The 20,199-nt window shown below is 35.5% G+C and carries 17 protein-coding genes; 12 read left to right on the forward strand and 5 right to left on the reverse strand.

Features of this window, described 5'->3' with window-relative positions; genetic code table 11:
* Positions 1 to 90: 90 nt before the first annotated feature.
* The 8 genes from HMPREF9171_RS111765 to HMPREF9171_RS111730 all read left to right on the forward strand — a co-directional run bounded on the left by HMPREF9171_RS111765 (position 91) and on the right by HMPREF9171_RS111730 (position 7,567).
* A complete protein-coding gene (locus HMPREF9171_RS111765; RefSeq protein WP_000369170.1) occupies positions 91 to 1,125 on the forward strand; it encodes an acyltransferase family protein in 1,035 nt (344 codons plus the stop codon).
* Between the two features lie 246 nt (positions 1,126 to 1,371).
* Positions 1,372 to 1,797 (forward strand): PTS sugar transporter subunit IIA domain-containing protein, encoded by a 426-nt coding sequence (locus HMPREF9171_RS111760; protein WP_000823122.1) that lies wholly within the window; start codon positions 1,372 to 1,374, stop codon positions 1,795 to 1,797.
* Positions 1,798 to 1,813: 16 nt separating this feature from the next.
* Complete coding sequence (locus tag HMPREF9171_RS111755; RefSeq protein ID WP_000632641.1) at positions 1,814 to 2,305, forward strand: PTS sugar transporter subunit IIB; 492 nt, start codon at positions 1,814 to 1,816, stop codon at positions 2,303 to 2,305.
* Between the two features lie 15 nt (positions 2,306 to 2,320).
* On the forward strand, positions 2,321 to 3,130 hold the full coding sequence (locus HMPREF9171_RS111750) for a PTS mannose/fructose/sorbose/N-acetylgalactosamine transporter subunit IIC (RefSeq protein ID WP_000605775.1): 810 nt from the start codon (positions 2,321 to 2,323) through the stop codon (positions 3,128 to 3,130).
* A complete protein-coding gene (locus HMPREF9171_RS111745; RefSeq protein WP_000841956.1) occupies positions 3,127 to 3,954 on the forward strand; it encodes a PTS system mannose/fructose/sorbose family transporter subunit IID in 828 nt (275 codons plus the stop codon). Before HMPREF9171_RS111750 ends, HMPREF9171_RS111745 begins: the two co-directional genes overlap by 4 nt.
* A 137-nt stretch (positions 3,955 to 4,091) precedes the next feature.
* Positions 4,092 to 5,741: a sensor histidine kinase gene (locus tag HMPREF9171_RS111740; RefSeq protein ID WP_001215125.1), complete on the forward strand. Its 1,650-nt coding sequence runs from the start codon at positions 4,092 to 4,094 to the stop codon at positions 5,739 to 5,741.
* A 3-nt stretch (positions 5,742 to 5,744) separates the two neighbouring features.
* A complete protein-coding gene (locus tag HMPREF9171_RS111735; RefSeq protein WP_000286071.1) occupies positions 5,745 to 6,518 on the forward strand; it encodes a response regulator transcription factor in 774 nt (257 codons plus the stop codon).
* 11 nt (positions 6,519 to 6,529) lie between these two features.
* Positions 6,530 to 7,567, forward strand: a complete 1,038-nt coding sequence (locus HMPREF9171_RS111730; protein ID WP_000660657.1) for an extracellular solute-binding protein — start codon at positions 6,530 to 6,532, stop codon at positions 7,565 to 7,567.
* Between the two features lie 221 nt (positions 7,568 to 7,788).
* On the opposite strand, the gene HMPREF9171_RS111725 is transcribed toward HMPREF9171_RS111730, so the two are convergent.
* From HMPREF9171_RS111725 to HMPREF9171_RS111710, 4 genes are all read right to left on the reverse strand, one after another.
* Positions 7,789 to 8,286 (reverse strand): kinase, encoded by a 498-nt coding sequence (locus HMPREF9171_RS111725; RefSeq protein WP_000226646.1) that lies wholly within the window; start codon positions 8,284 to 8,286, stop codon positions 7,789 to 7,791.
* On the reverse strand, positions 8,286 to 9,323 hold the full coding sequence (locus tag HMPREF9171_RS111720; protein WP_000450428.1) for a M42 family metallopeptidase: 1,038 nt from the start codon (positions 9,321 to 9,323) through the stop codon (positions 8,286 to 8,288). The genes HMPREF9171_RS111725 and HMPREF9171_RS111720 overlap by 1 nt, the downstream gene beginning before the upstream one ends.
* A 10-nt stretch (positions 9,324 to 9,333) precedes the next feature.
* Entirely contained in the window at positions 9,334 to 9,789 is a 456-nt protein-coding gene (gene nrdI / locus HMPREF9171_RS111715; protein WP_001125401.1) for a class Ib ribonucleoside-diphosphate reductase assembly flavoprotein NrdI, read from the reverse strand.
* A gap of 156 nt (positions 9,790 to 9,945) precedes the next feature.
* On the reverse strand, positions 9,946 to 12,348 hold the full coding sequence (locus tag HMPREF9171_RS111710) for a bifunctional 2',3'-cyclic-nucleotide 2'-phosphodiesterase/3'-nucleotidase (protein ID WP_000033925.1): 2,403 nt from the start codon (positions 12,346 to 12,348) through the stop codon (positions 9,946 to 9,948).
* Positions 12,349 to 12,607: 259 nt separating this feature from the next.
* On the opposite strand from HMPREF9171_RS111710, the gene HMPREF9171_RS111705 reads away from it, so the two are divergent.
* The 4 genes from HMPREF9171_RS111705 (at position 12,608) to HMPREF9171_RS111690 (ending at position 19,064) form a co-directional block, all read left to right on the forward strand.
* On the forward strand, positions 12,608 to 14,824 hold the full coding sequence (locus tag HMPREF9171_RS111705; RefSeq protein ID WP_000237872.1) for a RelA/SpoT family protein: 2,217 nt from the start codon (positions 12,608 to 12,610) through the stop codon (positions 14,822 to 14,824).
* 9 nt (positions 14,825 to 14,833) lie between these two features.
* Positions 14,834 to 15,277, forward strand: a complete 444-nt coding sequence (gene dtd / locus HMPREF9171_RS111700; RefSeq protein WP_000691434.1) for a D-aminoacyl-tRNA deacylase — start codon at positions 14,834 to 14,836, stop codon at positions 15,275 to 15,277.
* Positions 15,278 to 15,531: 254 nt separating this feature from the next.
* The gene (locus HMPREF9171_RS111695; RefSeq protein ID WP_000822455.1) at positions 15,532 to 16,455 is read left to right on the forward strand and encodes a metal ABC transporter solute-binding protein, Zn/Mn family; all 924 of its coding nucleotides are present in this window, start codon (positions 15,532 to 15,534) and stop codon (positions 16,453 to 16,455) included.
* A 26-nt stretch (positions 16,456 to 16,481) separates the two neighbouring features.
* A complete protein-coding gene (locus HMPREF9171_RS111690) occupies positions 16,482 to 19,064 on the forward strand; it encodes a pneumococcal-type histidine triad protein (protein WP_001080380.1) in 2,583 nt (860 codons plus the stop codon).
* Positions 19,065 to 19,345: 281 nt separating this feature from the next.
* Here HMPREF9171_RS111690 and HMPREF9171_RS111685 read toward each other — a convergent pair whose 3' ends face one another.
* Positions 19,346 to 20,122: a DeoR/GlpR family DNA-binding transcription regulator gene (locus tag HMPREF9171_RS111685; RefSeq protein ID WP_000919190.1), complete on the reverse strand. Its 777-nt coding sequence runs from the start codon at positions 20,120 to 20,122 to the stop codon at positions 19,346 to 19,348.
* Between the last annotated feature and the right edge of the window lie 77 nt (positions 20,123 to 20,199).

Consider the following 20,199-nt stretch of genomic DNA (forward strand, 5'->3'; position numbering starts at 1 on the left):
GGGATAATTGAGATATTCTTCTGAAGAGATTGGTATCATAGTAATGATAACTTATAGAAAGTAATGTTAAGGATGAAGAGAAGTCAGTGCGTGGATAATAAGCAGCATAATACATCAATGATTAGCTTGCTACAATATCTTTTTTCCATACTGGTCATTTTAGTTCATAGTGGAAGGTTATTTAGTCAGGATGTCATTCATTTTACCTTTAAAAGTTTCCTAGGTCGGATGGCTGTTCCTTATTTTTTGATTTGTACTGCTTTCTTTTTGAGAGGTCGTATACAGCAAGGTTTGTGTAATCACTCCTACTTTCGTAAACTGATTAAAAAGTATAGCATGTGGACTATCATTTATTTGCCTTATGGTTATTTCTTTTTTGAATCTCTAAATATAGCGAAGATTTATTTGCTGCCGGGTTTTATTGTGGCATTTTTGTATTTAGGTATGTCACATACTCTTTGGTACATCCCTGCTGTTATTCTAGGTTGGTTCATTATTCAAGGATTATTGAAGTATGTAGGAACTAGGGGGACATTTATCACAGTTGTTGTACTCTATTGTATTGGAGCAGTAGAGACCTATTCTGTCTTTGTACAGTCAACAAAATTTTATCCCCTGATGTCCACTTATATGTCAATTTTTCAGACAACACGAAACGGATTATTTTACACTCCAGTTTATCTTCTAGCAGGATATTTACTCTATGATTATTTTAATACTGACCTATTTACCAAATCGCGTGGTCTTAAGTATATTCTCTTCCTTTTACTTCTAGCTTTAGAGAATGTTCTTATTTATTTTAATCAAGGGTTGGATAAAAATTTCTTCTTATTAGCTCCTTTATGTGCAGTATTCTTATTTAACTGGAGTATACGTACATCACTGTTTAAGGGCTATCGTTTAAGTCCTTTAAAACAGTTGAGTGTCTATTATTTCTTCCTTCACCCTCTTTTTGTTGGCATAGTGTCTTACTGTTTAAAATCAACTTCCTTAGTTGCACACCATCAAGGAAAAGTGATTTTTGTGGTGACCTTGGCATTAACACATGCTTGTGCTCTACTCATAATAAAGGTTGTTAATAAGATACCCTATCAAAAAATTATTCCATTATCTCTTTCGAAATAGTGATTCATATAAGAGAAAGTTTAAAGTTATAGTGATGTAAAGGTTGTGTAAACTATTAGGATACATGACCTTTTTATTGTTCTGTTTTTAAATATTAATTATATAGAATAGTCCACACATAGAGTAGAATAGTCCATTTTAAAACCGCTTTTATTTGTTAGAATGATAGTAAAGGTTATCTTATTCAAAGTATTGATAAAACTTTCAGAACTAATTTAGGGTAATGTAATAAATAGGAGGAGAAAGATGAAGCGGAAATTCCTAATCGGCAGTCACGGAAAACTTGCGAGTGGGTTGCAGAGTTCTATTGATATTCTGACAGGCAAGGGACAAGAGATTCAGACAATAGATGCTTACATTGATGATAGTGACTATACCAAGTCTATTGTAGAATTTATTGATGAGATTGCACCAGATGAACAGGGGCTTATTTTTACAGATTTGTTAGGTGGTAGCGTTAATCAGAAAATGGCGACTGCTGTAATGAATAGTGGGAAAAATAATGTTTTTTTAATAACGAACAGCAATTTAGCGACCTTGTTGTCATTACTATTTTTGAAACCTGAAGAGGAATTAACTAAAGAAGAAATTGTAACCGTTATCAATGAATCTCAAGTGCAGCTGGTAGATCTCAGCTTTAAAGCGGGTTCAGAAGATGACTTTTTCGATTAATAATTAGGAGGAAAAAATGATTACTCAAATTCGTGTTGACGACCGTTTGATTCACGGGCAAGTGGCAGTTGTATGGACTAAAGAATTAAATGCACCACTTTTAGTGGTGGCTAATGATGAGGCTGCAAAAAATGAAATCACACAGATGACTCTTAAAATGGCTGTGCCTAATGGCATGAAATTATTAATCCGTTCAGTTGAAGAATCAATAGCTCTATTTAAAGATCCACGCGCAACTGACAAGCGTATTTTTGTGATTGTCAATTCTGTTAAAGATGCCTGTACAATTGCTAAAAATATAACCGATTTAGAAGCAGTAAATGTCGCTAATGTAGGACGCTTTGATAAGTCTGATCCAGCTACAAAAGTCAAACTAACATCAAGTCTCTTATTAAATCCAGAAGAGTTGGAAGCCGCAAAAGAATTAGCCAGCTTACCAGATTTAGACGTCTTTAACCAAGTATTGCCTTCAAATACTAAGGTTAACTTGAGTCAGCTAGTCAAATAAAGTGAGGTATGACATATGATAATGCCAGCGACGATGGCAGCTTTAGCTGTGTTGATTTGTTTTGGGGGAAATTACTTAACAGGTCAAAGTATGATGGAGAGACCACTTGTAGTTGGTCTTGTAACAGGAATGCTACTAGGTGATATTAAGGTTGGTATCTTAATGGGAGCCTCCCTAGAAGCGCTATTTTTGGGAAATGTTAATATTGGGGGTGTTATTGCAGCAGAGCCAGTAACAGCAACAGCGATGGCAACAACTTTTACCATTATTTCAAACATTGATCAAAAAGCAGCAATGACTCTAGCTGTTCCGATTGGAATGTTGGCAGCATTTGTTGTTATGTTTTTGAAAAACGTCTTCATGAATATCTTTGCACCGATGGTGGATAAAGCTGCAGCCGCAAACCATCAAGGTAAACTTGTGATGCTTCACTATGGTACATGGATTATTTACTATCTCATTATCGCTTCTATTTCTTTCATTGGTATTTTAGTAGGTAGTGGGCCTGTTAATAGTTTTGTACATCATATTCCTCAAAACCTGATGAATGGCTTGAGTGCGGCGGGAGGCCTCCTTCCAGCTGTTGGTTTTGCCATGCTGATGAAATTATTATGGACAAATAAATTAGCTGTTTTTTACTTGCTTGGTTTTGTTTTAACAGCTTATTTAAAATTACCAGCGGTTGCAGTTGCTGCCCTAGGAGCAGTTATTTGCGTCATTAGTTCACAACGTGATATAGAATTAGACGCAATTACTAGAGGTGCGATCAGTAAACAGACAACCTTTGACTCTAAAGAATCAGAAGAGGAGGACTTCTTCGCATGAAATCACAGGATAATTTGACTAAAGAAGACCGTAAAATGCTTCGCTCAGTCTTCTGGCGCTCATGGACGATGAATGCCAGTCGTACTGGGGCAACACAATACCACGCAGTAGGAGTTATTTATACTTTACTACCAGTCATCAATCGTTTTTATAAGACTGATAAGGATAAAGCAGAGGCACTGGTCCGTCATACAACATGGTTTAATGCCACCATGCACATTAATAATTTTATTATGGGTCTTGTTGCATCTATGGAAAAGAAAAACAGTGAAGATCCTGATTTTGATGCTAGTGCCATCACCGCAGTTAAGGCTTCTTTGATGGGACCTATATCTGGCGTTGGTGATTCATTCTTTTGGGGAATTCTAAGGGTTATTGCGGCAGGTATCGGTATCTCCTTAGCAAGTACAGGCTCAGCTATGGGAGCTGTTGTCTTTCTACTCTTGTATAACATTCCAGCTTTTCTGATTCATTATTATAGTCTCTATGGAGGTTACTCTGTAGGTGCAGGGTTTATCAAAAAATTGTATGAATCAGGTGGTATTAAAATTGTTACTAAGACTTCAAGTATGCTTGGTTTAATGATGGTAGGCTCAATGACTGCTTCAAATGTTAAATTCAAGACAATCTTAACGGTAGCAGCTAAAGGAGCTAAGGAAGCAGCTTCCATACAAAGTTACCTTGACCAATTATTTATTGGCGTAGTGCCACTGTTGGTAACGATATTAGCCTTCTGGCTTCTACGTAAAAAAGTCAATATCAACTGGATCATGTTTGGTATTATGGTGTTAGGTATTGTACTTGGTCTCTTAGGTATTTGCTAATAATCTCCTAGCATTAAAGGTAAGTGGAACAAGACGATACTTGTTTAGCTTATCTTTTTTTCTTTTGAAAGTTATTGTATGAAAGGAGTTGACTATCTTTATTGGATAGCTATTTGCTATAATAAAAGGAGATGGAAATGAGAGGATATAGAATGGAAGAACGCTTTAAGAAACGACTACAAGATGATATCTCTAAACATTTTTCCCGCCAGTCTTTAATTTTATCCTTGTTATTGATTGCACTTTTCGTCCTTTTTTCTTTAGCGCCTCAACAGATAGGTCTTTATAAAGATGTTAATTCAGTTTCCTATAGTTATAAGCAATTGATTCAAAAACATGATACCTTATTAGATGACTTAGGTAAAAATAGTTTGAAACCATTTGTCTCAGGACACTTAGGAAGTGCTGATTTGAGTAAGCAATATTATCATTTAAGGAATCATTTACAAAGTCAAACAGAACTTTTAGTATTCTTACCTAATCAAGAACTTTTGTTTGCTAGTAATTCACATTTAGGTAATTTTTTTAGTAAGTCTATTTACATTAGTGAAGTTTTAGATAAGGCTAAAATAAATCAAAGGCTACTAAAAATTATTGTAGATAGTGAGGGAGGGCATTACCTTGCACTCATTAAGCCAATTATAGTTAATAAAAGAGTTTCAGGTTATGCCTTTTTATTGATGAATGGGAAAGACTTTTTACTTCCAACGAAGGCTATTAACTCAGACTTGATTATTGCCGATCAGATAAATAATAGCTTTACTTTTACTAATCGTGATTTTATCTCCTCTAGTTTAGATAAGGTAGATAGTCAATTCTTAACTAGATATTTTAGTTTTCACGATCATCGAGCTTTTGTTGTTAGGAAAGTAGCTCTGCAAGACAATATCCTACTTTACATGTATCGTCCCCTGATACCAGTAACTCTGGTCGTCCTTTTTTCTCTAGTATCATCAGTTATTATTTTTGTGATTTTACGACAAAAATCTAGAGTTCTAGCCGATCGCATCGCAGTAAAAAATTCTGGCGCCATAAATCAAATGGTGCTAGATATGGATGCCATTTCCCGCCAAGAAAAATCTAGTATTGAGCTTGATAGTCAAGATGAATTTCAATATCTATCTGTTCAAATCAATCAGATGGTTTCACGGTTAAAAGATTTACATGAGAAAACTCTCGATTTGGAAACACAAAAGTTGCTGTTTGAAAAGAGGATGTTAGAAGCTCAGTTTAATCCTCACTTCCTTTATAATACCCTTGAGACAATTTTAATAACCAGTCACTATGATTCACAATTAACAGAAAGAATCGTTATACAACTAACAAAATTATTGCGCTATAGCCTTAGTGGTAGCACAGAGGCAGCTGTGCTTAAGGATGATTTAGCAATCATTGAATCCTACCTTTTGATTAATCAAGTGAGATTTGAAGAATTAACTTACACTATTTCAGTATCTCCTGAACTTGAACACATGCGTGTACCAAAACTTTTCTTGTTACCGCTAATTGAGAATGCTATTAAATATGGCTTAAAAGAACGTCATGATGTAGCAATAAACATAGATATTTGGCAAGATAGTGATGGAATTTGGTTTACTGTTTCAAATAATGGATCAGGTATTAGTTTGGCTAGGCAAAAAGCCATACGTACAATGTTAAGATCAACTCACTCGCATCATGGGCTTATTAATTCTTATAGACGATTACAATATCAATTTTCAACAGTATTGTTAGAGTTTACGAAGACAGATGATGCTTTTCGAGTTAGCTATATAGTAAAGGAGTGAGTTATGTATAGATTACTTATCGTTGAGGATGAGCACCTTATTCGTAAGTGGTTGCGCTATGCTATTGATTATCAATCATTGAATATTTTAGTGGTTGGTGAAGCAAAAGATGGTAAAGAAGGAGCTCAATTAATTCAGGAAGAGCAGCCAGACATTGTTTTAAGTGATATTAATATGCCAATTATGACAGCATTCGATATGTTTGAGGTAACCAAAGGACAATCTTATGCCAAAATTATTTTATCTGGCTATGCTGATTTTCCAAATGCGCAATCAGCTATTCACTATGGCGTTCTTGAATTTTTAACAAAACCACTAGAAAAGCAAGCTTTGATTGATTGTTTAAAAACAATTATGGCTAGAATTGAGGAACATAAGGAGAAGCACCTACAAGAGCATACAGAATTGTATTTACCTCTACCACAAGCTAATGACCAAGTTCCTGAAGTTATTAAAGATATGCTAGCATGGATTCATAGCCATTTTCATGGGAAAATTGTGATTAGCCAGTTAGCTCACGATTTAGGTTACAGTGAAAGTTATCTTTACACAGTCACTAAAAAGCACCTTCATATAACTTTGAGTGATTATATAAATCAATATCGTATTAATCAAGCCATTCAGTTGATGTTTAGAGAACCAGACCTAATGGTTTACCAAATTGCAGAAGCTGTTGGTATTTATGATTATCGTTATTTTGATAGGGTTTTTAAAAAGTACTTGGGTCAGACAGTAAAAGCGTTTAAGGAAGAACATATTTTTAAACAGATGGATTAGGTAGGTGAAAGATGAAAGAAAAACAGTCGAAAAGGCTTATTTATATACTACTGGTTGTTCCCATTATTTTTATAAGTGTTTTTACATACAGTATTAGCCAGCCTTCTAAACTACTTCCACCAAAAGAATTAGTTATTCTAAGTCCAAATAGTCAAGCCATTTTAACAGGAACGATTCCAGCTTTTGAGGAAAAATACGGTATAAAAGTTAAGCTTATTCAAGGTGGGACAGGGCAACTAATAGATAGATTAAGTAAGGAGGGTAAGCAGTTGAAGGCGGATATTTTCTTTGGAGGAAATTATACGCAATTTGAAAGTCATAAGGCATTGTTTGAGTCTTACGTATCAAAGAATGTTCATACTGTTATTCCAGACTATATCCATCCAAGTGATACGGCGACACCTTATACTATAAATGGGAGTGTCTTGATTGTAAATAACGAATTAGCTAAGGGACTTACTATCAAGAGTTATGAAGATTTATTACAGCCTTCCTTAAAAGGTAAAATTGCCTTTGCAGATCCGAATACTTCCTCTAGTGCTTTCTCACAACTCACTAATATACTCTTGGCCAAGGGTGGTTACACCAATCCAAAAGCGTGGAACTATGTTAAAAAGCTACAACATAATATTAATGCTATCAAATCTTCTAGCTCTTCAGAAGTTTATCAATCAGTTGCAGAAGGAAAAATGATTGTGGGGTTGACTTACGAAGACCCTAGTGTCAATTTGCAAAAAAGTGGTGCCAATGTTTCTATTGTGTATCCGACAGAAGGGACAGTTTTTGTCCCATCTTCGGTTGCAATTATAAAGAATGCTCCTTCTATGAAAGAAGCAAAGTTATTTATTAATTTTATGCTTTCTTTAGATGTTCAAAATGCCTTTGGGCAGTCAACGAGTAACCGACCTATTCGTAAAGATGCCCAAACGAGTAATGGCATGAAAGCTTTAAAGGATATCGCTACTCTTAAAGAAGATTATCGCTATGTCACTAAGCATAAGGGCCAAATCCTTAAAACCTATAATCGTATTCGTAGAAATGCTGATTAAATGAGAATATAGAAAAACTCCTCGGAATCATTGATTCCGAGGAGTTTAATCATCGTCCTCGTCGCTTTCGAAATCTTTTTTCCAATAACGATAAAGACTAATGCATGCCAGAAATCCGGCTATAATGGGAACGATAATAAATAAGAGGTCAATCACTGTATCCATGGGCAATATACTCCAATGATAAGAAGTCATTATTGTTTATAGTGCGTACAATAATGTTAAGGTAAAACGTCTGTCATTATAAGTTTTTTGACATCCTCTAAACTCATAGATTTTGTTAATATTTTTTCAGGTATCTCTTTTAAGAAGTCTTTCTCAAGCCACCATCTTGCAAGAGAATCTTCTCCAAATTCTAAAGATTTAAGTCGAGTTGAATGTCTTTTAACAGTTTCTTGAAAGCTTAAATCATAGTAATAAGCATAAGTATTGTTGGGGTTATGTTTTAAAATATGTTTCCAAACAGGCGTATACCAATCAGAACGAAGTATGCCTTCAAGGATGATGTAGGAACAGTTATGGTAACCATAATTTAGTAAATTGATCAAAAGGGGAATGGTAGTAGTATTTTCACCATCCTTAGTTCCTAACATCTCTCTACGAAGGTGATCCTGAGATAAGAGAAGGGTACCTTCCCCTAATTCGGCTTGAAGTTGTTTAGCTATTGTAGACTTTCCGCTAGCTGAATTTCCCCTGATAATAATGAGCGTGGCTACCATTAGTTCACCATATTGCTTTTGAGATAGGCATCCACTAAGAGTTCAGTTGCTTGAATAGAATCGATATGGGTACGTTCATAAGAATGACTAGATTCAATACCTGCACCAAGTAGCGCGTGTTTAACTTCAGCACCAGCACGCATGGCAGCGGAGGCGTCACTACCATAATAAGGATAAATATCAAGTTTATAAGGAATATTATTGTTTTCAGCTAGAGAAACAAGATGTTGACGTAATTCATAATGATAAGGACCAGAAGTATCTTTAACACAGATAGAGACAGTATATTCGTCAGTTTCTTGATCGTCTCCCATAGCTCCCATATCAACTGCTAGATATTCTACAGTTTCATTTGGGATGCTTGAATTTGCTCCATGTCCTAGCTCTTCAAAGGCACTAAAGTAGAAATGAGTAGTATAAGGAAGTTGAATGTCTTCTTTCTTGTAAACAGAAAGAAGTTCCACTAGGATACCAGCGGATACCTTGTCATCTAGGTAACGTGATTTAATAAAGCCGCTGTCTGTTACGATTGTACGCGGATCAAATGAAATAAAATCGCCGACCTGGATACCTAAAGCACGTGTTTCGTCAGCAGTTGTTACTTTCTCATCTAAACGAATTTCCATATTTGTTTGATTACGTTCAGCAGTTCCAGCGTCTTTGTAAACATGGACACTAGTTTGATGAATAAGAGCAGTTCCAGAAATTTCTTTACCATTTTTTGAGAGGTGTATAGTACAGTTTTCTCCTTCAATGGCATTGTATGTGTACCCGCCAATAAGGTCAATTTTTAACCGACCATCTGGTTTGATGGCCCTAACCATAGCACCAAGTGTATCAAGGTGAGCAGTTATCATGCGATGTTTAGTATCATTTTTTCCTTTTAGAGAAACCATGACGCCTCCCTTGTTTGTGCGAATTGGTGAGTAGCCAAACGATTCCAATTCTTTGATGATATAGGTCATGATTGTTTGGGTAAACCCTGTTGGTGAAGGGATTGATGTCAGGGTTTTAATGTAGTTTAATGTTGTTTCCATACTATTTCCTTTAGGCTTTAAAGTTCGATAATGTTTCAACGATAATATTTGCGATACGTTCAACGTCGCTAGAAGTTCCTCGCAATTCAAAGTCTCCTAACATAGGAAACCCAAACCGTTCAGAGTATTGTTTTGCAGTTAAACAGTACTGATTGTTAAAATTTCTATTTCCAGAGCCAACAATTCCGATACAATTTTTGACATTATTGTGTGCAGCTATAAAATCACCAAGTGGAATGGTAAGAATTTCTTGATCGCCATTGTCAATGCCATTTCCTCCCTCAAGGTAAGTAGGTAATAGTGCTACGAAAGGTTGGTCAACAGGAAAGGTTTGATGATTTTGTTCCTTGATATTAATAGTCGAAACTTGACAGTTATGCCAAGTTGACAGTTGTTCACTAAGACGTTTGACAAAGCTTTGAGTATTGCCGCTAAGACTGATATAGACTAGGGTTAATTTAGGCATTTAGTACTCCTTAAATCTAAATTTCTTGTTATCAGTTTAGCAAAATCATGTCAGATAAACAAGCTAGAGTGGTATCTCAATATCTGACTATTTAGAGGGAAAATCTATTGTTGAGACTAAAAACTGAGGCCAATCAACCTCAGTTTTTAGTGATGACTATATTTGTTTCTTTTTAAGTAAACTTCCCATGAGTCCAAGTATTGCGACACCAAAGAAAGCCAGATAAGATTGTTTTTCTTGTCCAGTTTTAGGTAATGTTTTTTCTTTCTGTTGTGTATAGACAGTGCCTGCAATATTTGGAGAAGCTTTTGCTTTTGTATAAGCAGTTGCAACCATGTGGTGAATTTTTTGTTTTTCTATTTGGCTTAACTTTTCTTGATGTGATGGCTCAGTAAGGTCTACTTTTTCTTGTTCAGTATAGACAAATCGATAATCACCAAATCCTTCATCTTTGGTAGAACTAGCGATATACTGAATATCCTTGCTATTAGTAACAAGATTTTTAGCTTTATCGGCTGTTTGGAATCGTAAATCAAGGCCTTTAATAGACTCTGTGAAGCCCCAGTTATTATCAGCTGTAGGATTGATGGTTTTCTCTGAAATAATATAGTTGATAATAGTTTGGCGATTTTCTAAGTTAAGCAAACGGTTCATTGTGGCATTTTTAGCCCCAGGGAAGGTACCACTAGCACGGTAGTTATTGGTCACAATCATAAACTCTTGTTTGTCTGTAACGGGCTTACCATCGTACATTAAATCGCGTACTCGACTAGCTTGACTATTAACAACTTTTCCATCTTTATTGTATTTATTAGGTTGTGTAATATCAAATTTATAAGTCAAGCCATCAATAACGTCAAAATTATAGGTACGATATTCGGTATTGATAATATTTTGCGGTGCTTTATTGTTAGGATCAATTTGGTTAAATTGACCAGCGGACATTTCTAACCATTCACGTAAGTCTGCTCCGGTCACTTTTAAAAGTGCAGTAACATTATCATAAAGGTAAAGATCAGCTACGTTTTTAATTGCAACAGGTCCAGCTGGAATATCAGTATATGCGGTAGCATCGCCACGTGTTCCGGCTTTAAATGGTGCTGCAGCAGATAGAAGTGGTAAATTTGCCTCAGGTGTTCCTTTTAATTCATTTGCAACGTACCAACGTTGAGCGTTGTTAACAATTTGAACTGAAGGGTCATCTTTAACTAGTGCAAAGTAACTTGTAATTGGCGCAGTTGTTGTACCTACTTGTTGGCGAACATAGTTGATAGTGCCATCGTGTGCTTCCTTAGCCAATGCAATGATACGCTCGTCAGTAGTTGTTGAGTTCATATCAATTTTACGGATTTTAGCACTGCTTTCGGAGACTTGCCATTTTCCATTAGTATAACTAAGTCCTAAATCAATAATACCAAGATGATCCCCGTACTTGCCTGCCATTGTAATAGGTGTTCCATTTATTTTTCCGTTGATACCATCAACTCCAGTGTATTTTTCATAGAAGCCAGTACCGTTACCTGATGGAAATTCAGCGTGTGAGTGTCCCGTAACAACGGCATCCACTCCCTTGATGCTGGCAATTTGATAGCCAACGTTTTCTTCACCTTCTTCATATCGATCATCTCCAATGCCAGAGTGTGATAAAACGAGAATGACATCTGCTCCTTTAGCACGCATAGTAGGAACGATTTCTTCGATTGCTTTAACTGAATCTTTGACAATAACCTTTCCCTCTAGGTTAGCCTTGTCCCAGTTTAAGATTTGAGGAGGTACAATTCCTGTAATTCCAATATTTAGTGCAACAGATCTTCCTGTTGAATCTTTGAAGGTTTTAGTAATGATGTCATAAGTTTTAAAAACTGGTTGATGTGTTTTGAAATCCAAAACATTTGCGTTGAGGATTGGAAGGTTGGCCGTAGCAATGATTTTTTTGAGGTAATCTAAACCGTAATTAAACTCATGATTACCTAGTGTTGATGCATCATAACCAAGAGCATTCATGGCTTGGTACATAGGATGTTCTTCATTTTCTGCAACAGGTTTAACGATTGCTTTATAAGTTCCTAAAGGTGTCCCTTGAATGACATCTCCGTTATCAACTAAGACGGTATTAGGATTTTCTTTTTTTGCTTCTTCGATAAGGACAGCAGTTTTTGCTAACCCTATTTTTTGAGATTCTTTATCTTGATAATAATCATAGTTAACTAAATTGGTGTGTAGGTCTGTGGTTGACATGATGCGAAGGTCAACTTTTTCACCTTCAATAGGTTTGAGATCACTAGTTGTGGCTTCTGTGGCAACAGGCTGTGGATCTTGGTTATTGGTAGTGGTATTTGTGCTTGTGGCTGTTGAAGCATCAGTTATTGCAGTTGGAGTAGAAGTAACGTTTGACTTTTCCTCTGCAATTGTGCTAGTAGGGGTAGTTGATTCAACCTTTGTAGCGGTTGAACTTGGTGTTGTAACAATGTCTTCTGCTTGAACAGCTAAACCACTTGTTGCTGTAGCTGTTAAGACAGTTAAAGCGAATACGCTTTTTGAAAAATAATGTTTTGACATAAATCTCCTCCATTAAAACATTACATGTATATTATCCTAATCTAAAAACTATTATAGCTTATTGAAAACGTTTAATCAATCTCATTTACGAATTATTTTTAGTATTTTCACCAAAAACAATCGTTTATTTATAAAGGATAACTTGGTTAGACACATTTACTTGGCATTTAATTCTTTTTGAGCCTCTAACTTCTTTTATTTTTAGGTTAAAAAGTGATAAAATAGGTACAATCTATCACTATGATTAAAGAGGATAACTATGGTCAAAGAAATTAATTTAACAGGAGAAGAGGTTGTTGCAATCACATCCCAGTACATGAGTGAGACGGATGTTGCTTTTGTAAAATTTGCCTTAAATTACGCAACCGCAGCTCATTATTATCAAGCAAGAAAGTCGGGAGAGCCCTACATTATTCATCCAATCCAAGTAGCAGGTATTCTTGCAGATTTACACCTTGATGCCGTTACGGTAGCTTGTGGTTTTTTACATGATGTTGTAGAAGATACGGAAATTACCCTTGATGAGATTGAAACTGATTTTGGCAAGGATGTTCGCGATATTATTGACGGCGTAACAAAATTGGGTAAAGTGGAGTACAAATCTCATGAAGAACAGTTAGCAGAAAATCACCGTAAAATGTTAATGGCTATGTCTAAGGACATCCGTGTTATTTTGGTTAAGCTCGCTGACCGCTTACATAATATGAGAACCCTTAAACACCTCAGAAAAGATAAACAAGAGCGTATTTCACGTGAGACTATGGAAATATACGCTCCTTTAGCGCATCGTTTGGGGATTAGTCGTATCAAGTGGGAATTAGAAGATTTATCTTTTCGTTACTTGAATGAGACGGAATTTTATAAGATTTCTCATATGATGAGTGAAAAACGTCGTGAACGCGAAGAGTTGGTTGATATAATTGTCGATAAAATCAGATCCTATACTGAGGAACAGGGTTTATATGGTGATATTTATGGTAGACCAAAACACATTTATTCTATTTACAGAAAAATGCGTGATAAAAAGAAACGCTTTGATCAGATTTATGATTTAATTGCGATACGCTGTATCATGGAAACTGCTAGTGATGTTTATGCCATGGTGGGGTATATCCATGAGTTATGGCGTCCTATGCCAGGAAGGTTTAAAGATTATATTGCGGCACCAAAGGCCAATGGTTATCAATCTATTCACACGACGGTTTATGGACCTAAAGGGCCAATTGAAATTCAGATTCGAACTAAAGAAATGCATCAAGTTGCCGAGTTTGGTGTTGCAGCCCATTGGGCCTATAAAAAAGGAATCACCAGTAAGGTTAATCAAGCAGAGCAATCGGTTGGTATGGGATGGATTCAAGAATTAGTTGAGCTTCAAGATGAATCAAAAGACGCCAAGGATTTTGTTGACTCTGTTAAGGAAGATATCTTTACAGAACGCATCTATGTTTTTACCCCAAATGGTGCTGTTCAGGAATTGCCAAGGGAATCTGGACCAATTGATTTTGCTTATGCTATTCACACGCAAGTTGGAGAAAAAGCTACTGGCGCTAAAGTAAATGGACGTATGGTTCCATTGACTGCTAAGTTAAAAACAGGAGATGTTGTTGAGATTATCACAAACCCTAATTCATTTGGACCAAGTCGTGACTGGATTAAGATTGTTAAGACCAATAAAGCTCGCAATAAAATTCGTCAGTTCTTCAAAAACCAAGATAAAGAAACTTCTATTAATAAAGGTAGAGAATTACTGGTTGATTATTTCCAAGAACAAGGTTATGTGCCTAACAAATATTTAGATAAGAAACATATTGAAGAAATCCTTCCACGTGTCAGTGTTAAAAGTGAGGAAGCTTTGTATGCAGCCGTAGGTTTTGGTGATTTGAGTCCGATTAGTATTTTTAATAAACTGACGGAAAAAGAACGCCGTGAGGAGGAACGTGCTAAGGCTAAAGCGGAAGCAGACGAACTTATTAACGGTGGTGAAATCAAAACCGATAAGCGTGATGTTCTCAAAGTTAAGAGTGAAAATGGTGTTATCATTCAAGGAGCTTCAGGTTTATTAATGCGTATTGCAAAATGTTGTAATCCCGTTCCTGGAGATCTCATTGAAGGCTATATAACTAAAGGTAGAGGCGTGGCTATCCATCGTTCAGATTGTCAAAATTTAAAGAGTCAGGAGAACTACGAACAACGTTTGATTGATGTTGAGTGGGATGATGATGGATCTAAAAAAGAGTACATGGCTGAAATCGATATTTATGGTTTGAACCGTAGTGGCCTCCTTAATGATGTTCTTCAAACCTTATCAAATGCAACAAAGCTAGTATCGACAGTAAATGCACAACCAACAAAAGATATGAAATTTGCTAATATTCATGTTAGCTTTGGAATTTCAAATTTAGCACAATTGACAACTGTGGTTGATAAAATCAAAATTATCCCAGATGTTTATTCTGTTAAACGTACGAATGGTTAGGAGAGCAAAATGAAAATCATTATTCAACGTGTTAGTCAAGCAAGTGTTTCTATTGAAGATGATGTAGTCGGATCTATTGAGAAGGGTTTAGTACTTCTAGTTGGGATTGCTCCAGAAGATACAACAGAAGATATTGCTTATGCAGTTCGTAAAATTACTAGCATGCGTATTTTTTCTGATGATGATGGGAAAATGAACCTTTCAATTCAAGACATTAAAGGAAGCGTCTTATCTATCTCACAATTTACACTCTTTGCAGATACCAAAAAAGGAAATCGTCCAGCTTTTACTGGGGCAGCTGATCCTGTTAAAGCGAATCAGTTTTATGATATCTTTAATCAAGAATTAGCAAATCATGTTTCGGTAGAAACAGGTCAATTTGGAGCTGATATGCAAGTCAGTCTGATTAATGATGGACCAGTAACTATCGTTTTAGATACTAAAAATAAATAAAAAACCAAAGAGTTGGGCAGAATGCTTGGCTCTTTTTATTGTGGTTCTAATTATACTCCTTAACCCATTCATGTTTATGAAAAGATTTACTGTAGCTTGGAAAGGCATGAATAAAGGTTGTTGATGTGAAATTAAGTGCACTTAACAATATTAAAAATAGAAAAATATTAGATTTATGGTTTTTCGTTGACACTAAAATAAGAATACTCTAAAATGTTAACTGATTAAGTATTTTTTATTTTAAAGGAGGTTTAATGAAAAGGATACGGAAAAGCCTTATTTTTGTTCTCGGAATAGTTACCCTAATTTGCTTATGTGCTTGTACTAAACAGAGCCAGCAAAAAAATGGCTTGTCGGTCGTGACTAGCTTTTATCCAGTATATTCCATTACAAAAGCAGTTTCTGGTGATTTGAATGATATTAAAATGATTCGATCACAGTCAGGCATTCATGGTTTTGAACCCTCATCAAGTGATGTTGCTGCCATTTATGATGCTGATCTATTTCTTTATCATTCGCACACACTAGAAGCTTGGGCGAGACGTTTGGAACCTAGTTTGCATCACTCTAAAGTATCTGTAATTGAAGCTTCAAAAGGTATGACTTTGGATAAAGTTCATGGCTTAGAAGATGTAGAGGCAGAAAAAGGAGTAGATGAGTCAACCTTGTATGACCCTCACACTTGGAATGACCCTGTAAAAGTATCTGAGGAAGCACAACTCATCGCTACACAATTAGCTAAAAAGGATCCTAAAAACGCTAAGGTTTATCAAAAAAATGCTGATCAATTTAGTGACAAGGCAATGGCTATTGCAGAGAAGTATAAGCCAAAATTTAAAGCTGCAAAGTCTAAATACTTTGTGACTTCACATACAGCATTCTCATACTTAGCTAAGCGATACGGATTGACTCAGTTAGGTATTGCAGGTGTCTCAACCGAGCAAGAACCTAGTGCTAAAAAATTAGCCGAAATTCAGGAGTTTGTGAAAACATATAAGGTTAAGACTATTTTTGTTGAAGAAGGAGTCTCACCTAAATTAGCTCAAGCAGTAGCTTCAGCTACTCGAGTTAAAATTGCAAGTTTAAGTCCTTTAGAAGCAGTTCCCAAAAACAATAAAGATTACTTAGAAAATTTGGAAACTAATCTTAAGGTACTTGTCAAATCGTTAAATCAATAGGTAGTTATATAAAGAAAGGACGCAGGATGAATCGTAAAAAAACAGTTATTATTAGTGCTTTATCAGTAGCTCTATTTGGTACTGGTGTAGGTGCTTACCAATTAGGTAGCTATAATGCCCAAAAATCAGACAATAGTGTTTCTTATGTGAAAACAGATAAATCTGATAGCAAAGCACAAGCAACAGCTGCAAATAAAACGCCCGACCAAATCAGTAAAGAAGAAGGCATATCTGCAGAACAAATCGTTGTTAAAATTACTGATGATGGTTATGTAACTTCTCATGGAGACCATTACCATTATTACAATGGGAAAGTGCCATATGATGCCATCATTAGTGAAGAATTGATTATGAAAGACCCTAGCTATGTCTTTAATAAAGCTGATGTCATTAATGAAGTCAAAGATGGTTATATTATCAAAGTTAATGGTAAGTATTACCTCTATCTTAAAGAAGGTAGCAAACGAACAAATGTTCGTACAAAGGAACAAATCCAAAAGCAACGCGAAGAATGGTCTAAGGGTGGTTCTAAGGGAGAATCAGGAAAGCATAGTAGTGCAAAAACTCAAGCTTTATCAGCCAGCGTACGTGAAGCGAAAGCTAGCGGTCGCTATACTACAGATGATGGTTATGTTTTTAGTCCAACAGATGTCATTGATGACATGGGAGATGCCTTTTTAGTACCACATGGCGATCATTTCCATTATATACCGAAAGCTGATTTATCTCCATCAGAGTTATCAGCCGCACAGGCATATTGGAACCGCAAGACTGGCCGATCAGGTAATAGCTCAAAACCATCAAATTCAAGTTCATACATTCATGCAAGTGCACCAAGCGGTAATGTATCAACAGGAAGACATGCTAATGCCCCTATTTCTATTCCAAGAGTCACTCACGCAAATCATTGGTCAAAACCAGCTGGTAATCATGCTACGGCACCAAAACACCATGCACCTACAACCAAACCAATCAACAAAGATTCTGCTTTAGACAAAATGTTGAAACGTTTATATGCTCAACCGTTATCTGCTCGTCACGTAGAAAGTGATGGTTTGGTTTATGACCCAGCACAAGTTAATGCTTTCACAGCAACCGGTGTTTCTATTCCGCACGGTAATCATTTCCACTTTATTCACTATAAGGATATGTCTCCATTAGAGTTAGAAGCAACAAGGATGGTGGCAGAGCATAGAGGACATCATATTGATGCATTAGGGAAAAAAGATTCTACAGAGAAACCAAAGCATATTTCTCATGAACCTAATAAGGAACCTCACACAGAGGAAGAACACCATGCAGTAACACCGAAAGACCAACGTAAAGGCAAACCAAATAGCCAGATTGTCTACAGTGCTCAAGAAATTGAAGAGGCAAAAAAAGCTGGTAAATACACAACATCTGATGGTTACATTTTTGATGCCAAAGATATTAAAAAAGATACAGGTACAGGTTATGTCATTCCACATATGACACATGAGCATTGGGTACCAAAGAAAGATTTATCAGAGTCGGAATTAAAAGCAGCTCAAGAATTTCTTTCAGGAAAATCTGAAGCAAATCAAGACAAACCAAAAACAGGTAAAACAGCTCAAGAAATCTATGAGGCAATTGAACCAAAAGCAATTGTTAAACCTGAAGATTTATTATTTGGAATTGCACAAGCGACAGACTATAAGAATGGTACATTTGTAATTCCTCATAAAGATCATTACCATTATGTGGAATTAAAATGGTTTGATGAAGAAAAAGATCTTTTAGCTGATTCAGATAAGGCATATTCTTTAGAAGACTATTTAGCTACAGCTAAATATTACATGATGCACCCAGAAAAACGTCCTAAAGTTGAGGGATGGGGTAAAGATGCTGAAATTTATAAGGAAAAGGACTCTAATAAAACAGATAAACCAAGTCCTGCACCAACTGATAATAAATCAACATCAAATTCTAGTGATAAAAACTTAAGTGCTGCAGAAGTATTCAAACAAGCAAAACCAGAAAAAATTGTACCGCTTGATAAAATTGCTGCTCACATGGCATATGCAGTTGGATTTGAAGATGATCAATTGATTGTTCCTCATCATGATCATTATCATAATGTTCCTATGGCATGGTTTGACAAGGGTGGTTTATGGAAAGCACCAGAAGGCTATACATTACAACAACTCTTCTCAACAATTAAATACTACATGGAACATCCTAATGAATTACCAAAAGAAAAAGGTTGGGGACACGACAGTGATCATAACAAAGGCTCAAATAAAGACAATAAAGCCAAAAATTATGCTCCAGATGAAGAACCTGAAGATTCAGGGAAAGTAACTCACAACTATGGTTTTTATGATGTTAATAAAGGTTCAGACGAAGAAGAACCAGAAAAACAAGAAGATGAATCAGAGCTAGATGAATATGAACTAGGAATGGCACAAAACGCTAAGAAATATGGTATGGATAGACAATCTTTTGAAAAGCAACTCATCCAATTATCAAATAAATATAGTGTAAGTTTTGAAAGCTTTAATTATATTAATGGTAATCAAGTTCAAGTTACTAAAAAAGATGGCTCTAAAGTGCTTGTTGATATTAAAACACTAGCAGAAGTGAAATAATAAAAGAGTTGAATAAACTTAGCTGACAACTAAAAACAAACAAGTCACCGCACTTGTTTGTTTTTTAGTTATGATTTCTAGCGTGCGAAGATTTTAATGATATATCTAATTCTTATTTTGAACAACCATTGTTTTACGCTTAAAAAGAGAGTTAATGTATTTTTGTTTGAGGAAGTTTTCTTGTTTTGACTTTTATAAAACGACTAAAGTTATAATCACTAAATAAAGAGCCACTACTAAAAACTGTATAACAGGTTTCTAGTAGTGGCTCACTTGTTTTATTACATGTAATTGTTATTAGTTAAAATTTTGGTGAAGCTACTGTATTGCTCTTTAACAACATTATCAATATTATGATCTGTTAATACAAAATCAATATCGTCTAATTGATAAAAAGTATAAAAATCATATTTACCAAATTTTTGGCTATCAACTAAAAGGAATTTTTCAAAGGAATTATTAAGAGCAATGCGCTGGATTTCACCTTCTCCCTCGTCGTAAGTAGCGATAGACTTTTCAAAAACACCATTACTACTAACGAAAGCTTTTGAAAAATTAAGTGATTTAATAGAGTTAATAGTAACAGAACCGACAAAAGCACCAGTAATCTCTCTGTACTCTCCTCCTACAAGGATAAGGTCAAGTGTTGAACTTTGATTCAGAATATTGAAAACAGGAAGGCTATTGGTTACTACCCTAATTTTAAAATCAAGTAATTGCGTAGCTAATTTCTCTAAGGTTGTTCCAGGCCCAATAAAGATTGTTTCACCATCATTGATGAATTGTTTTGCAAATTGGGCAATTTCTAATTTTTCATTTGTTTGAATATCGTATTTTTCAGTGTTTGATTTTTCATAATTTTGTGGAATTGGTGATGCGTTTACTTTTTGTGCACCACCGTGGATGCGTATTAACAGTCCTGCTTTATCTAATTCATCCAAGTCACGCCTAACAGTCATGTCTGATACATCAAGTTCTTCCATGATTTCATTAACAGTGACAATACCATTTATATTGACTTTTTCTATTATTTTTTGTAATCTTTCTCGCTTTAACACAATGACCTCTCCTACCTCTTCATTATATATATCATACCATAAATAGAGCTAAAATAATAATTTTGAAAAAAATAAAC

This window comes from Streptococcus agalactiae ATCC 13813, from assembly GCF_000186445.1.
Classification (GTDB): domain Bacteria; phylum Bacillota; class Bacilli; order Lactobacillales; family Streptococcaceae; genus Streptococcus; species Streptococcus agalactiae.

Excerpts from the sequence above, each read along its gene's own strand:
- HMPREF9171_RS111760 (WP_000823122.1), top strand. The coding sequence starts at position 1,372 with ATGAAGCGGAAATTCCTAATCGGCAGTCACGGAAAACTTGCGAGTGGG.
- HMPREF9171_RS111755 (WP_000632641.1), top strand. The coding sequence starts at position 1,814 with ATGATTACTCAAATTCGTGTTGACGACCGTTTGATTCACGGGCAAGTG.
- HMPREF9171_RS111750 (WP_000605775.1), top strand. The coding sequence starts at position 2,321 with ATGATAATGCCAGCGACGATGGCAGCTTTAGCTGTGTTGATTTGTTTT.
- HMPREF9171_RS111745 (WP_000841956.1), top strand. The coding sequence starts at position 3,127 with ATGAAATCACAGGATAATTTGACTAAAGAAGACCGTAAAATGCTTCGC.
- HMPREF9171_RS111740 (WP_001215125.1), top strand. The coding sequence starts at position 4,092 with ATGAGAGGATATAGAATGGAAGAACGCTTTAAGAAACGACTACAAGAT.
- HMPREF9171_RS111735 (WP_000286071.1), top strand. The coding sequence starts at position 5,745 with ATGTATAGATTACTTATCGTTGAGGATGAGCACCTTATTCGTAAGTGG.
- HMPREF9171_RS111730 (WP_000660657.1), top strand. The coding sequence starts at position 6,530 with ATGAAAGAAAAACAGTCGAAAAGGCTTATTTATATACTACTGGTTGTT.
- HMPREF9171_RS111725 (WP_000226646.1), bottom strand. The coding sequence starts at position 8,286 with ATGGTAGCCACGCTCATTATTATCAGGGGAAATTCAGCTAGCGGAAAG.
- HMPREF9171_RS111720 (WP_000450428.1), bottom strand. The coding sequence starts at position 9,323 with ATGGAAACAACATTAAACTACATTAAAACCCTGACATCAATCCCTTCA.
- nrdI (WP_001125401.1), bottom strand. The coding sequence starts at position 9,789 with ATGCCTAAATTAACCCTAGTCTATATCAGTCTTAGCGGCAATACTCAA.
- HMPREF9171_RS111710 (WP_000033925.1), bottom strand. The coding sequence starts at position 12,348 with ATGTCAAAACATTATTTTTCAAAAAGCGTATTCGCTTTAACTGTCTTA.
- HMPREF9171_RS111705 (WP_000237872.1), top strand. The coding sequence starts at position 12,608 with ATGGTCAAAGAAATTAATTTAACAGGAGAAGAGGTTGTTGCAATCACA.
- dtd (WP_000691434.1), top strand. The coding sequence starts at position 14,834 with ATGAAAATCATTATTCAACGTGTTAGTCAAGCAAGTGTTTCTATTGAA.
- HMPREF9171_RS111695 (WP_000822455.1), top strand. The coding sequence starts at position 15,532 with ATGAAAAGGATACGGAAAAGCCTTATTTTTGTTCTCGGAATAGTTACC.
- HMPREF9171_RS111690 (WP_001080380.1), top strand. The coding sequence starts at position 16,482 with ATGAATCGTAAAAAAACAGTTATTATTAGTGCTTTATCAGTAGCTCTA.